At 68.6% G+C, this 14313-nt stretch carries 14 protein-coding genes; 3 read left to right on the top strand and 11 right to left on the bottom strand.

Going from position 1 to position 14313, the window contains the following annotated elements; translation table 11 throughout:
* Positions 1-214 precede the first annotated feature (214 nt).
* The 4 genes from CHC08_RS28460 to CHC08_RS28445 all read right to left on the bottom strand — a co-directional run bounded on the left by CHC08_RS28460 (position 215) and on the right by CHC08_RS28445 (position 4169).
* A complete protein-coding gene (locus tag CHC08_RS28460) occupies positions 215-583 on the bottom strand; it encodes a nuclear transport factor 2 family protein (RefSeq protein ID WP_089210447.1) in 369 nt (122 codons plus the stop codon).
* Between the two features lie 147 nt (positions 584-730).
* Entirely contained in the window at positions 731-1891 is a 1161-nt protein-coding gene (locus CHC08_RS28455) for an FAD-dependent oxidoreductase (protein ID WP_089210446.1), read from the bottom strand.
* A gap of 296 nt (positions 1892-2187) precedes the next feature.
* On the bottom strand, positions 2188-3189 hold the full coding sequence (locus tag CHC08_RS28450; protein WP_089210445.1) for a serine hydrolase domain-containing protein: 1002 nt from the start codon (positions 3187-3189) through the stop codon (positions 2188-2190).
* Positions 3190-3263: 74 nt separating this feature from the next.
* Positions 3264-4169 carry a LysR family transcriptional regulator gene (locus tag CHC08_RS28445; RefSeq protein ID WP_089210444.1) on the bottom strand — a complete coding sequence of 302 codons (906 nt, stop codon included), beginning with the start codon at positions 4167-4169 and terminating at the stop codon, positions 3264-3266.
* Between the two features lie 74 nt (positions 4170-4243).
* Here CHC08_RS28445 and CHC08_RS28440 point away from each other — a divergent pair, with 74 nt between their 5' ends.
* Positions 4244-5485: an MFS transporter gene (locus tag CHC08_RS28440; RefSeq protein ID WP_089210443.1), complete on the top strand. Its 1242-nt coding sequence runs from the start codon at positions 4244-4246 to the stop codon at positions 5483-5485.
* A 98-nt stretch (positions 5486-5583) separates the two neighbouring features.
* On the opposite strand, the gene CHC08_RS28435 is transcribed toward CHC08_RS28440, so the two are convergent.
* From CHC08_RS28435 to rox, 4 genes are all read right to left on the bottom strand, one after another.
* Entirely contained in the window at positions 5584-6177 is a 594-nt protein-coding gene (locus CHC08_RS28435) for a GNAT family N-acetyltransferase (protein ID WP_089210442.1), read from the bottom strand.
* The gene (locus tag CHC08_RS28430) at positions 6174-7646 is read right to left on the bottom strand and encodes an APC family permease (protein ID WP_089210441.1); all 1473 of its coding nucleotides are present in this window, start codon (positions 7644-7646) and stop codon (positions 6174-6176) included. Before CHC08_RS28430 ends, CHC08_RS28435 begins: the two co-directional genes overlap by 4 nt.
* 28 nt (positions 7647-7674) lie before the next feature.
* The gene (locus tag CHC08_RS28425) at positions 7675-8310 is read right to left on the bottom strand and encodes a GOLPH3/VPS74 family protein (protein ID WP_143653375.1); all 636 of its coding nucleotides are present in this window, start codon (positions 8308-8310) and stop codon (positions 7675-7677) included.
* A 489-nt stretch (positions 8311-8799) separates the two neighbouring features.
* Positions 8800-10347, bottom strand: coding sequence for a rifampin monooxygenase (gene rox / locus CHC08_RS28420; protein ID WP_089210439.1), 1548 nt, complete (start codon positions 10345-10347; stop codon positions 8800-8802).
* 264 nt (positions 10348-10611) lie between these two features.
* On the opposite strand from rox, the gene CHC08_RS49785 reads away from it, so the two are divergent.
* A complete protein-coding gene (locus CHC08_RS49785; protein WP_179282258.1) occupies positions 10612-10788 on the top strand; it encodes a hypothetical protein in 177 nt (58 codons plus the stop codon).
* On the opposite strand, the gene CHC08_RS28410 is transcribed toward CHC08_RS49785, so the two are convergent.
* Both CHC08_RS28410 and CHC08_RS28405 read right to left on the bottom strand, forming a co-directional pair.
* Entirely contained in the window at positions 10769-11608 is an 840-nt protein-coding gene (locus CHC08_RS28410) for a class I SAM-dependent methyltransferase (RefSeq protein WP_245878618.1), read from the bottom strand. The genes CHC08_RS49785 and CHC08_RS28410 overlap by 20 nt on opposite strands.
* 250 nt (positions 11609-11858) lie before the next feature.
* The gene (locus CHC08_RS28405) at positions 11859-12566 is read right to left on the bottom strand and encodes an alpha/beta hydrolase (protein WP_089210438.1); all 708 of its coding nucleotides are present in this window, start codon (positions 12564-12566) and stop codon (positions 11859-11861) included.
* Between the two features lie 273 nt (positions 12567-12839).
* Between CHC08_RS28405 and CHC08_RS28400 the strand changes: the two genes are divergently transcribed.
* Positions 12840-13763, top strand: coding sequence for a LysR family transcriptional regulator (locus CHC08_RS28400; RefSeq protein ID WP_089210437.1), 924 nt, complete (start codon positions 12840-12842; stop codon positions 13761-13763).
* 27 nt (positions 13764-13790) lie between these two features.
* Here CHC08_RS28400 and CHC08_RS51745 read toward each other — a convergent pair whose 3' ends face one another.
* Entirely contained in the window at positions 13791-14279 is a 489-nt protein-coding gene (locus CHC08_RS51745) for an MFS transporter (RefSeq protein WP_275937216.1), read from the bottom strand.
* Positions 14280-14313 lie beyond the last annotated feature (34 nt).

Raw genomic sequence — 14313 nt, 5'->3', positions numbered from 1 at the left:
CCGAGGCGGGTGAACGGCCGCCCGCGTCGGAGCCGCCGCTCACCCGCCCGCACCACTGTGCCCAACCCCGCGTCAGCCCTTGACGAACTCGATCAGATCGCCGTTGAACTGGTCGATGTGGGTGGAGGAAGCAGGTCCAGATCGATCAGTGGTGAGCCGCCGCGTACGGCCGACCGGTGCGACCCGCGGAGAGCCCCGCGGGCCGCACCGGAGATCAGACCTGAGCGGGGACCTTGTCGAGGAAGCCGTGCACCCTGCTGATGCGGCCGTCTTCGGTGAGCACCGCGACGTCGAACCCGACCACGAGGCTCTCGCCGCCGGCCGGGCCGAGCTCCCAGGTGAAGCGGGCGATGTCGTGGTGGGCGTCCACCGGTCCGGCCAGCGCGAAGACGAAGCCGGGGAACTGGCCCTGCACGGCGGCGATCGTGGCGTCGATCGCCTCCAGGCCTTCGGCGACCGCGATCGGGTCGGTGTAGGAGCCGTCCTCGGCCCAGATCCGCTCGATCTCCGTACGGCGGGCGACCGGGTCGGTCTCGTTCCAGGTGGCGATGTACCGGGCGACGAGCTGGTCGATGTGATTCATGGAGAACTCCTTGGTGTCGTGTTCCTGCTGGTCACAAACGTACGGAGATCTTCCGGGCGGGGAATCTGTCACGGTTAGGCAATTCGGCCGGCCATGATCGAATGTGGATAGGTAGTCGAGCGGGTCCGGTGCTCTCGCGCCTGGCGGTCAGGATGACTGAACTTCGTCGAAGAGGGCGATGGCTTCGGTGGGATCCGGGCTCACGAGGCGTTCCAGCCCGGCCGTCGTGATCTCCGCCCACCTGCCGGCCCGTGCCCACATCTGTTCCTCGAAGGCGCGGACGGCCTCGTCCAGATCGCCGGGATCGGGAGCGGCGGCGACGGACTCGGCGAGTTCGGCGCCTTCCAGCATCGCGAGGTTCGCGCCCGCCCCCAACGGGGGCATCAGGTGGGCGGCGTCGCCCAGTAGCGTCACCCCGGGGACGTGGGCCCAGGTGTGGGACACGGGCAGGACGTAGAGGGGGCGGTGGACAAAAGCGGTGCCGTGGTGGAGGAGGTCGAGGACGGGAGCGGCCCAGCCGTCGAACAGAGCCAGCAGGCTTGATCGCACGGCCTCGCCGTCGGCCAGGTCCAGGCCCGCGCGACGGTTCAGGCCCATATGCCGGTCCAGGTTCGTGTGCCAGTCCAGCGGCGCGCGGAACTGGGCGTACACCTTGACGTGGCCGCCGCTGTTGCGCTGGGCGACGAGGGCACGGTTCACGCCGTACACCGCCATGGAACCGTCGCCGATCAGCCGGGCGAGGTCGGGGTGGCGGGTGTCGACGTCGTCCAGGAAGGTCTCGACCAAGGTGACGCCGGTGTAGTGCGGCGTCACGGACGAGATTGCCGGGCGGACCCGGGACCAGGCGCCGTCCGCGCCGATCACGAGGTCGAACGTCTCCTGTCGCCCGTCCGCGAAACGGACCAGCACGCCGTCCCGGGTCCCCGGCACCACCTCCGTCACGTCCCGCCCCCATTGAACGTCGAGGGGGCCGAGCAGCAGGTCACGGAGTTGCCCCCGGTCGATCTCGGGGTTGGCCCGGTCATCCGGACGGGGTTGCCAGTCGCGCAGGACGGTCCCGTCCGCGTCCAGGATGCGCATGGCCTGCCCCTCGGGACGCGACAGCGCCTGGAACTCCGCCAGCAGCCCCGCCTTGTCCAGCGCGAGCTGGCCCAGCTTTTCGTGCAGGTCCAGCGTGCCGCCCGGGGGGCGGGCGTCGCGGGCGGGATCGCGTTCGAGGACGGTGACGGGGTGACCGTGACGGTGCAGGACGCGGGCGAAGGTCAGGCCGGCGGGGCCGCCTCCGATTACGGCGATACGGTGTCTCATGCCGAGACACTGTATTTTGCCATTACCGGCCGGCGAGCCACATACCTGACGCAACGAAGCTTGTCGGGGCAATCGCATCAACAAACAGAGCTGAAGCCAGACCGCCCTCCCCCAGATAATTCATGATCTGCCCTCATTCTGTCCAAGCTCGCGGTCGGTTCGCGAGGTGAGGCGGCGGCGTTCTTCCACGCGGCGGTCTGAGTCCCAGACCGAACGCCTACGCCGATCACCATCGACATCTGCGTGCGCTGATCGCGCAAGCTCCCGGCGACACCGCGGCCGGGCTGCGAGACCGGTCATGGACGGAAGTGCGCCTGGTAGAGGTCGGTGAAGGTGGCCAGGAAATCGTTCCAGTCACCGTTCAGGTTGCTCACCAGGGTGTCGTTGCCCTCACGGTCGCCCATCGCGTACGTCACCGAGCCCTGGATGTAGCCGCCACCGCCCCACAGCGTGACCCCGCTCGGCAGCCGCTGGGAGTAGACGCCGAGCCCGTACGCGGTGTCCGGCACCCAGTCCGCGCCCTCCGTCGGCACGGTGGTGAACATCTCCCGCTGCTCGGCGGGCGCCAGGAGCAGGCCACGTAGCAGGGCACGCAGGAAACGGTGCAGGTCGGAGGTCGTGGAGACCATGCCACCCGCGGCTCCGGCCCAGCTCAGATCCGCGCCGGTCACGTCGTGGACCTCCACGGGCCCGCCGGCCTCGTCGGACTTCGAGTAGTGCCGGGCGTGCGGCTCGCGGATCGTGTTGTCGGTGCCCGGCAGATACGTCCCCGTCAGACCCAGCGGGCGGGCGATGCGGCGCTCGATCTCCTCGGCGAGGGTGGCGCCCGTCGCCCCCTCGACGATCATCCCCGCGAGGGTGTAGTTGACCTTGGAGTAGATGAAGCGCTTGCCGGGCTCCTCGGGAGACGGGGGCTCCTGACCGGGGAAGGCGTCGGGCAGCCCGCTGGTGTGGTTGAGCAACTGCTTGATCGTGATCCTGGTACCGTCGCCGCCGAGGTGCTCCTCCACAACGCCGGGCAGCCACTGCGCCACCGTGTCGGCCAGGGCGAGCCGGCCCTCGGCCGCCACGTGCAGGACGACCGTGCCGACGAACGCCTTGGTGAAGCTGCCGATGCGGAAGTGCTCACCCGGCAGGCGCGGCCGGCCGGTCGTCAGGTCGGCCACACCTGCCGTGCCGTACCACGCCTGGGTGCTCTCGGTCTGCAGTTCGGCGACGATGCCCGGGCCGCCGCCGTCGGCGACGGCCTGCTCCAGCACGTGCTGGAGCAGAGCCCGGTGGGGGTGGGACGCGGACATTCTTCCTCCTGAGGCGGGAAACAATAAGCAACCCTAGTTGACTAATTTGAGATTAGTCAACGTAGGTTGCTCAACTAGTGACCGTCCCGTTGTTCCTCGACCGCGCATTCCGCCGCGTGGGCGAGGACAAAACGACGGAAGTTCTCCACTGCCGGTGGGCGGGTGCGATCCGCGACCCATACCAGGCCGATCCTTCGTCGTGCGCCCGCGATCTCGCGTTCGACGACCCCCGCCACCGCGTCGCCCGGTGGGACCACCGCCACGCCCAGCCCGGCCGCGACCAGACCGCGCAATGTCCTTGTCTCTTCTCCCTCGAAGGCGATCTTCGGACGGATGCCTGCCTCGCGGAACAGGTTCTCGATGATCGAGCGCAGGCCGTACCTGTGCCTCAGGACGATGAACGGCTCGTCCGCCACCTCCGTCAGGCTCACTTCCCCCTGCTCCCCCGCGCCTCTGACCGCCAGGTGGTGACCGGCCGGAACGGCCAGTCTCAGCCGTTCCGTCGTCAGCAGATGCCACGCCAGGCCCTCCGGGCGGGGGCTGGTGATCGCCATGTCCGCGTGCCCCTGGACGACTTGCTCCTCGATGCGCTCGGCGCTGCCCTGCGTCAGCCGGAAGCCCACCCGGGGGTGCGTGGCCCGGTATGCGCGGAGCAGTTCCGGCACCAGCACGCTGCCCTGCGTGTGCAGGAAGGCCAGGCCAACCTCGCCGTGCTCGGGGTCGGCGGCCTGGGCGAGCGCTCGCCGGGCCGCGTCTTCGGTGGCGACCAGGTGCTCGGCGTGCTCACGGAAGATCGCGCCGTACGCGTTGAGCCGGAGCGTACGGCCCTCGCGGTCGAACAGGGGCGCGCGCAGGTCATGTTGGAGCCGGGCGATGGCGCGGGAAAGCCCCGGCTGGGAGATCCGCAGTTCCTCGGCCGCCCGCGTGACGTTGCCGGTCTCCGCGACGCGGAGGAACCAGCGCACTGTAACCAGATCCATGCGTAGCAAGCATAGTTCTTACAAATAACTCTCATTGGACGTATCAGTGCACCGTGTCGCACTGTGGGGAGGACATGGTTTCCTCACTGGTATCCACGCTCTCACCGGAAGAACGGCACCGTCGTGACTCCCCCGGGCTACGCCGGGTCAACCTGGCCCTGTTCATCGCCGGGCTGACCACCTTCATCTCCCTCTACAGCGCCCAGGCGTTGCTGCCCGCACTCTCCCGGGCCTTCCACGTCTCGCCGGCCGGCTCCAGCCTGCTCGTTTCCCTGGCCACCGGGACGCTCGCTCTCGCGGTGATCCCGGTCAGCGCGCTGTCGGAGCGTTTCGGCCGTACACGGGTCATGCTGGTCTCCTCGGCGATCGCGGTGCCACTCGGCCTGCTGGTCCCGCTCTGCCCGTCGTTCCCGGCGCTGGCGGCGGTGCGCGCCCTGCAGGGGATCGCCCTCGCCGGCGTTCCCGCGGTCGCGATGGCCTACCTCGCCGAGGAGGTCCACCCGGAGGCGTTCGGCGGCGCCATGGGCCGATACATCGCCGGCAACACGATCGGCGGGCTGGCCGGGCGGCTGCTGCCCGGCTTCGTCACCGACCTGGCAGGCTGGCGCTGGGGACTCGCCGTGACGGCGCTCGCCTCGGCGCTGCTCACCGTGGCGTTCTGGGCCCTGCTGCCGCGCTCGCGGTTCTTCACGCCCTCGCGGCCGGGCCTCGGCGGGCTGCTGCGCCATCTGCGCGACCCGGGCATGCGCCGCCTGTACGTGGTCGGCCTCGTCCTGATGGCCACCTTTGTCACCGTCTACAACTACCTCGGGTACCGCCTGATCGCGGCACCGTTCGGCCTGCCGCAGACAGTCGTGGCGCTGCTGTTCATCATGTACCTCGCCGGCACGTTCAGCTCTCCCATGGCAGGCTCCCTCGCCGACCGGATCGGCCGCCGGCCGGTGCTGCTGGGCGCCTGCCTGGTCACCGCGGGCGGTCTGCTGCTGACGCTGCCCGATTCGCTGCCGGCCGTGGCCGCCGGACTCCTGGTCATGACCACCGGCTTCTTCGCCGCGCACTCGGTCGCCAGCGGCTGGGTGGGGCGGCGCGCGGCCACCGCGAGGGCCCACGCGTCCGGGCTCTACCTGTTCTTCTACTACCTCGGCAGCAGCGTCGGCGGATCGGCGGGCGGCCTGGCCTACGAGCACGGACGCTGGCCGTCGACGGTCGCGTACGGTCTGGTCCTGCTCGCGGTCGCCTTCGCGGCGGCGCTCGGGGTGCGCGTCTCCGCGGGAGAGAAGCGCACCGCCCCCTCCCCGAGCCCCGGCAGTGAGTGACGGTGCAGAACCGCTCGCTTTGTCGCACGAGAACAACGGGGCCGGAATCCCCCCGCCCCCGGCCCACGAAGGGCCGGGGGCGAGGGTCGGCACTCGGGTCAGGGGTTCGACGGGCGCCACATGGGGAACATCGGCGGGCCGCCGGGCATGAAAATCGGGTCGCCGAGGTCCTGATAGCCGTGGCGCAGGTAGAGCCTGCGGCTTCGGGTGCTGCTGGCCTCCAGGTACGCGGGTATGCCCGCCTCGTCGAGCCCGCGGTGGTACGCCTCGAGCAGCCGGGTCCCCGTCTTCCGTCCCTGGTGCCCGGGGAGCACCGCGAGGAACGCCAGGTAGTGGTGCGGGTCGTGGGGGTGGCGCTTGTCCATCTCCTCCCCCATCTGCCCGATGCGCTCCGCGTGGGGACCGGCGAACGCCTCCACCCGGGCGTCCCGGTCGGGGATCTCGGGAAGCGGCTCGGCGCCCTTGCGGAACCACACGGCCACGGCGGACATGTCGGCCGTCGCGTGGACCTCGCCGTGGATGAGGGCGCTCTCGGTGACCATGGAGAAGAAGGGGGGCATCACCCGGCGGCGGTCGTCGTCCGGCGGGATCATCCAGGCCGAGATCTCCTGCTCGTGGAAGGAGGTGGCGATGATCGCGCCGATGGTCTCGGCGGCCCCGGGAGCGTTCTGAACGCGAATGATCTCTGTCATTCGGTCCCTCCCACGGCCGCCTGGGCGCCCCGCCCGATGTTCGCGTACACCTTCGGCCGGTTGGCCCGCAGGACGAGCCCCCACATGACGCCGAACCCCACGGCGACGAAGTAGACGGCGGGCATGATCCAGCGCAACGGGGAGTCGGGGGCCACGCCGAGAACAGTGTCGAAGTTGGCCATGACCAGCACGATGACCACGATCAGCAGGACCGAGGAGATGCCCGGGGCGATCCTGGTCCGCCAGGCGTTCTCCTCGCTGGGGTTCTTGGCGAAGAAGACCAGCACGGAGATCGAGGTGGCCGCCAGCATCATGAGCAGTCCCAGGCCACCGAACGATCCGACGGTGAAGAACAGCTGGACGACCGGATCCAGGCCGAAGACCGCGTATATGACGATCGTGACCAGCCCGATGACGCTCTGCGCCACCGAGCCGTTGACCGGGGCACCGGTCCGGGGGGAGGTACGACCGAAGGTCTCGGGCAGCACCCTCTCCCTGCCGAGGGCGAAGACGTAGCGGGAGATCGTGTTGTGGAAGGCGATCAGCGCGGCGAAGAGGCTCGTCACGAAGAGGAGAGAGCCGATGGTGGCGATGGTCGCCCCCAGGTGCTGCCCGGCCAGGTTGAACAGGAGGGCCGAACTCTGCTCGCGCGAGGTCTCGACGATCTTGTCCGAGCCGATCGGCACGGTCATCGCCCAGGACGACACGGCGTAGAGCCCGGAGATGACGGCGAGTGCGACGTAGGTCGCGATCGGCACCGTGCGCCGCGGGTCCTTGGTCTCCTCGGAGAACACCACCGACGACTCGAAGCCCGCGAACGACGCGATGCAGATCGCGACCACCGCACCGATCCCGGGGACGAAGAGGTTCGACGGGTCGAAGACGTCGAGGCTGTAGCCCGAGGCCGCCGGGTTGATCAGGTCCGCGATGTCGAACACGACGACGACGGCTATCTCCGTCAGCAGCAGGACCGAAAGGACCTTCCCGTTCACGTCGACCCGCATGAGGCCGAGCACCCCGGTCAGCGCCCAGGCGACCAGCCCGATGACCCACCAGGGCGGAGAGCTTCCGAACCAGTCGGCGATCAGCGGCTGGGCGGCCGCACCGATCATGCCGTAGAGACCCACCTGGAGTGCGTTGTAGGCCAGTAACGCGACCCACGCGGTCGCCACGCCCGCCGGTCTGCCGAGCCCCTTCGCGGTGTACGCGTAGAACGCCCCGGCATTGACGACGTAACGGGCCATCGTCACGTAGCCGACGGCGAACAGGCCCAGGATGGCTCCCAGCAGGATGAAGGCGAGCGGCACGCCGGTCACGCCGGTCGCGGCGTAGGCGGCGGTCACCGAGCCACCGATGACGGTCAGCGGCGCCGCCGCCGAGATGACGAAGAACACCACCGACGGCACACCGAGGCGGTCCTGGGCGAGCGCGGCGGAAACGGCGCTGGCCCTTCGTTCTGTCACGGACATTGGGATCCTTGAAATGAGGGGGGTGGGTTCACCGGCGGCTGATGACGGAGTCACCTACGGCCGCCTCGGTCTGGGCGATCAGTTCCTGGAGCGGCGGCGGGAGGGCGGTGATCGAATCGGAGAGGTATCTCGAGTTCTGCTCCCACAGGACGAGCTGGTTGCCGCCGGTCGCAACGAGCAGCCCCAGCAGGACGCCGTCCTGGACGCTGAGTGGCTTACGGCGTTGGATCGCCAGGTTGACGCGTCCGCCGGGCCACGCCGCGATGTTCACGTCGACCGGAACCTGCCTCCGCGAAGGGCGTCTGCCGGGCGGGCGCAGCAGCCCGTCGGCGGTCATCCGGGCCGCCACGTCGGCGAGTGCCGTACGGGCGAGGAACTGCAACCAGGTACCGAAGCGATGCGAGGGTTCGGCGACGATGTGGTCCAGGGCGGTCCTGGTGAGCGCGTCTCCGGGCGGCGTCGCGTCGAGAACGACGAGCCGTATCTGCCCCACCGTCAATTCCACGGTTATCCGCTCGGCGAGCATCAGTTCTCCCAGGATGGCGGCGGCCAGCCCGAGACCGGTCAGGCGGGCATGAAGCCTCATCCGGCCGGTCGCGTTGTCATGCATGACAAAGAACAGGTCGTTGGCCAGTCGGGTTCCTGAAAGATCAACTCCAACCACGAACGGCGATCGTATAGCTAAATCATTAAATTTGTCATTACGCGAACGAAATGTCCGAAACTGGACATAGATCAGCTAGACGAGAACTGAAAAACGGACAGATAGCCAACAATCTGGAGCTATGTCGAGAGATGTCTCGAAGACTTCGGCGAATCCAAGAATTTATATATTTTTGGCCAGCTGCGGGCGGGTGCCGGGAAACGGTCCGCCAAGGATCGCCGGAGCCGGAACCACCCCGGTCAGGCGGCTCCCGAAAGCACGGCCCCGAGAATCCCGATGAATCTCCATGGGATTTTAATACGGGGATTTTCGGCAGTTTGGGACTGGCGTAATACCGCGCAGACTTCCTCGTCCCCCGCCGCAGTGGTAGCGGGCGTCGTACGCGTCCGCGTGGAGTGCGGAACCGCGCTCGGGCACCTCGCCGTTTCAGATGTTGCGGTCCGTCCGTACCGTTTCAGACGGTACGGACGGACCGCACGCCTTCAAGAATCAGGTGGCGGGCTTGCCGAACCAGCGGGAGAGGTGGTCGTCCAGGTCCCGCTGATCGTCGCCGATCCAGGCGACGTGGCCGTCGGGGCGGAGCAGGACGCACGGAACATCCAGTACCGCGGTGGGATCCGCGAGGTAATCGACCCGGTCTGACCAGCCGCCGACGGTCAGGCGTTCGGTGCGGTCCAGCAACAGGCCGCGGCCGCGATGCAGCAGACCGTAGAGGTGGCCCTGTTTCACGTCGATGTCACGCAGGCGGCGGCCGAGCAGGTCGGGGCCTTCGCCGAAGTCGTAGCGGATGCCGATCGCGGTGATCTTCTCGATCAGGTGGCGGTTCACCTCGTCGAAGTCCATCAGTTCGGTGAGCAGCCTGCGTACGGCCTGCGGGCCAGGTTCGGTGGACGTTAGTTCCATCTGGGCGCGGGTGTTGTCCAGCACGTCCTCGGCGACCGGATGACGTTCGGCCTGGTAGGTGTCCAGCAGTGTTTCCGGGGCCCAGCCGCGGATCTGTGCGGCCAGTTTCCAGCCGAGGTTGAATGCGTCCTGAACGCCCAGGTTGAGGCCCTGCCCGCCGATGGGCGGATGGATGTGCGCCGCATCGCCGGCCAGCAGCACCCGCCCGACCCGATAACGTTCGGCCAGCCGGGTGGCATCCCCGAAGCGGGACAACCAGCGCGGGGAGTGCACGCCGAAATCGGTTCCGGCGATGGCGCGCAACCGTTGTTTGAAATCGTTGAGGGTGGGCGGTTCCGCGCGGTCGCTGACTCCCGCGGCGGGGACTACGACGCTGTAGACCCTTTCGCCGAAGGGCCTGAGCCAGAATCGCTGATGGGTCTTGCTGACTTCGGTCACCGTGGCGGCGATCTCCTCCTGTGGTACACCCGCTTTCATCTCGCCCATGAGCGTGTCGGTCCGTGAGGGCTCGCCGGGGAAGCCGACGCCGAGCAGTTTGCGCACCGTACTGCGCGCGCCGTCGCAGCCGACGAGGTAGCGCGAACGCAGCTGTTCCCCGTCGGACAGCTCGACGGTCACGCCCTCGTCGTCCTGCTCGAAACCGGCCACCGAACAACCGCGCCGGACCTGCGCGCCCAGTTCGATCGCATGTTCTTCCAGCAGGTGTTCGATGACCGGCTGCGGGATGCCCAGCAGATAGGCGTGCGCGGAATCCAGGCCCTTGGGCGCGGGTTTGGGGATGGCGGCGAAGAAACCGCCGGCCGGACGCCGTCTTCCATGCGGGAGAATGCGATCGAGCAGTCCGCGCATCGCCATCAGCTCGAGACTGCGAATGTGCAGACCGACTATGCGGACGAACGACTTGGGCTCGGTTTCCTTCTCCAGAACGAGTACCCGCACATCGTGCAGCCGCAGTTCGGCGGCCAGCATCGCGCCGGTCGGCCCGCACCCGGCGATGATCACGTCGAAGACGAGGGGCGCGTGATCCGCGCCGGAGGCCGGCGACCGGAGAACTCCGGGGACGTCGCCCACCGTGGAGTCACGCTCGACCCTGTCGTTCGACGGCGGCTCGGCGGTGACCTGCTGAGAGTGCATAGACGTTGCCTTTCGGGAGTGCCTGGTTGTCGAGGCGCTCCCGGCGACACCTACGTCAATCGCCCGGCCATGACGGAAAGGGGGAGCACCCACATCGATACAGCGTTCATGGGTCTCACCTCCTCGGGCGGTGTCACGGTCGACTGCAAGCTACAAGCCCGAGCATCATCCCGTCCAATCCTTTACCGGCCGCATGATCACGACTCCGAACGGGCCCGTGCGGCTGCAGGGCGAAGTCCGCTGCCACATCAACCCCGCTACCGCATGCTCATCGTCTCGGCCGCGCTCTTCGTCATGGTGAAGGACATCTGGTGGGGGCCGGCCATCCGGGTCGCCACGGACGAGATCGCGACGATGCGGCCACTGTCATGGAGCAGCGGCAGCGGCCGGCTGGATGTTCGGGGCGGATCGGGTGCGGTGGTCAGGGACGGCGGGCCGTGATGATCCAGGCACGCGAGTCGAAGTACACGCCGCTGCCGGTGTTGTGGGCGGCGAGGGTGGCGCGTAGCCGCGTGCGTGCCTGCTCGGCTGTCGCGGCGTCGAGGTTGGCGAGCAGGTCTCCGTATTCCCGTAGGCGGAGCACGTTATCGAAGGCGGCGGCGGGGTCCGGGCCGTAGAAGACGGGCTCGTGCACCTCGGTGAAGCTGACCTGGGTGAAGCCTGCCGCCGCCAGGATGCCTTGCGCGATGGTCGGATCGGCGAGTGAGAACGGGCCCGGACCGCCGGTGGGAGGGGCGGGTGCGGCGGTGAGGCTCCGGCGGATCGCGGAGGCCCATTCATTGCGGTCGCGATCTTGCCAGACCAGCAGCACGAGGCGCGCTGCGGGGCGCAGAGCGCGCCCGATATTGGTGAACGCGGCGACCGGGTCGGCGAAGAACATCGATCCGAACCTGCTGATGCAAAGGTCGAAATGCGCCGATGGGAAGCGGTGAACCTGAGCGTCCGCCCGCTGGTAGGTGATGTTGGGCAGTCCCTGGTCGTCACTGAGCCGGCGGGCCCGTTCGAGCATCGGTGCGGAGAGGTCGACGCCTACCACGCTTCCGGTGACGGCGGCGCGGGCGGCCTCGCGCGTGGATTGCCCCATACCACAGCCGATGTCGAGCACACGGTCGCGCGAGCCGACGCGGGCAGCGGCGCGGAAGAGTTCGTTGTGCAGACGCAACTCGGCGTCGTAGTCGAACAGGTCGGTCTGCCCGGTCGCGTGCTCACCCGCGGTCGGCTCGGAGTCGGGCCGCATCTGGGCCCCCTGCTGGTTGGACATCACCGTCACCGGATCCTCTCGACACCGATTCGACATGTTGGCCGGTCGTGTGGATGTCGATGCCTCAAGGCTCTACCGGGCCCTTCGCGGAGTACGCCTCGCATCTGGTCCGGCGACACTGTTTCCGGCGGGAGGTCCGCCGGCCACCAGGTGGCGCCCGCCTTGGCGGAGAGCGTCGGATCGGCGCTGGGCGAGAGGACGACGGCGATGTCATAGACGCCCGGCGGGCCGGCCGCCGCCGAGGAACGGTTCACTGCTCGATCCTCGTGGCAGACGCGGTAGCCGCGTAGCCCGCCAACATGTCCGCCACCTCTTTGGGGCGGCTGAGTGCGACGCAGTGGCCGCCCGCGATCTCGTCGGGGACGATACCCAGGCGCTCGGGCACCAGCCGGCGAAAGAAGCCGGGCGGGAAGAAGCGGTCCTCGCTGCAGAGCACGAACCTCGTCGGCACGTTCGGCCACGCGTCCAACGGCCACGGAGCGGCCGACGCGGCCCTGGACGGATGGTCGCGCTCCTTGCCCATCGCCTCCTCGGCCAGTTCCCGGGGTACGTCGTGGTAGAAGCTCACGAATGGATCCGCGCTGCCGGTCAGACCGCCATCGCGCTTGGCCTGCTCCTCCACCGCGCTCCGGTAGCCGGTGCCGGCCCACCACTCGTCCGGCGACTCACCCGGCGACGGGATCATGCCGGCCAGGAGGACCAGCACATCGACGGGCAGCCGATCGGCGACCAACGGGGCGGTGAACGCACCGAACGAGTGGCCCACGACGACCAGGTCCCGCTTGTCACCGACGGCCTCGACCACGGCGTCGGCGTAGTCCGCCAGGGTCTTCGACTCGTCGTCACCCGGAAGGTCGGGAGCCAGCACGTCGTGCCCACGCGCTCGTAGCTCGGCCTCCACCAGGTGCCAGGACCATTCGGCGTCTCCTCCGCCGTGGATCAACACGAATGTGCTCATGGACTCTCCCTTGGTTGGTGGAACCCAGATTTATCGATGGAACTCGGAGCGCACGACGACGGCGACCGCGAGCACCACGATCACGCCGCCGAAGCCCGTCGCCACGCACCGGCAGCGCCCTGCCCACCGGCAGGCCGGCCGTCGGGAATTTGGCGGTGCAGCGGTGGTTACTGCCATGCCAGCCACGCTAGAAGCCAGACGTCATCGTGAAAAGCGATTGTTTCCGATCAACTCGATCGCTAGGAGCGATGGCTGGGAGTACGCTTGGGACCCGTGACCGATCTCGAACTGAGGCACCTGGCCGCGATGGCCGCCGTCGCCGAGGAGGGTTCGTTCGGCCGGGCGGCGACCCGCCTCGGCTACACCCAGTCGACCGTGAGCCAGCAGATCGCCGCGTTGGAGAGGTCTGTCGGCGGCCCGGTGTTCGATCGGCCGGGTGGTCCCAGACCGGTACGGATCACACCGCTCGGCGCCGTCGTCCTCGAGCACGGACGCGAGCTGCTGGCGAAGGCGGCGGCCCTGGCCGAGGCCGTGGACCGCTTCCAGGCCGGCGACGGCCGGATCGACATCGGCACCCTCCAGAGCGTATCCACGATGATCTTGCCGATCGTCGTACGTCGGCTGCGCGACGAGCACCCAGGCTGCGACATCCGGCTGTCCGAGGAAGAGCCGGAGGCGCCTCAGATCGGCGATCTCGACCTGCTGTTCTACGACGGCCCCCTCAACGGCGACGTCGAGCATGCCAAGCTGCTCGACGATCCGTACCTGCTGGTGGCCAGGCGCGGCGCCTTCTCCGAGCATTCCGTCCCGCTGGACCAGCTCGACGGCGCACCGCTGGTGGCCTGGCCGTCGACCTGCGACCAGCCCAGGGTGGAGGAGGCGTTCACCCGCGCCGGCGCGAACCCGAAGATCGTCTTCCGTACGGCGGGCAACGAGACGCTGCTGTCGATGGTGCGAGCCGGGATGGGATCGGCAGTGCTGCCGTGGCTCGCCATCCACGCTGCCGGCGCCGAGTCCGACGACCGGCTCCGCGTCCACGAGCTGCGACCGGCCATTCCCCCACGCGAGGTCTGCCTGCACTGGCGGGCCGGCCGTACCCACTCTCCCCTGGCGGCCCGAGCGATCGAGATCGCCATCGAAGTCGCGTCCGACCTGGCCGACGAGCTGGCCCGGGAGCGCTCCGCTCCGACCACGTAAGCGGCCGGCCCCACATCGATCACGCGATCAGGGAAGCGTTCGGAGAACCGCTCCTCTCCTGCGGAGTAGTACCTCTGAGCCGCACCACAGGCCGAACCCGATGATCGACAAGATGACTCCGAAAGTGGTGACACCGATCCACCTATCGTGGTCGTACAGCAATCCCGATGCCGCCGATCCGATCGCGCCACCGAAAAAGATGCTGCCGATGAAGACCGTGTTGATCCGGGACCGGGCATCCGGTCTGAGCTGGTAGATCTCCTGCTGGCTGAGGACCAGGTGGCCCTGGACCGCAAGGTCGAGCAGGATGCCGACGACCGCAAGGACGACGAGGTTGTGCGAACCGAATCCGGCGACCGCCATCGCGACCGCGGCCAGCACAAAGACCACACCCGTCGACGGCCGGCCGAGACCGCGATCGCCGAGGCGCCCGGCGATCGGCGCGGCCGCGGCACCGGCGGCGCCGACCAGGGCGAAGATCGCGATTTGGGTTTGAGACAGGTGGTACTGCCTGATCAGTTCAAACGTGTTGCCGCAGATTCCCCCGCAA

It is taken from the genome of Streptosporangium subroseum (assembly GCF_900188345.1).
Lineage (GTDB): Bacteria > Actinomycetota > Actinomycetes > Streptosporangiales > Streptosporangiaceae > Streptosporangium > Streptosporangium subroseum.
The sequence above is the reverse complement of the archived record's forward strand: the minus strand, read 5'-3'. Positions and strand labels throughout refer to the sequence as shown.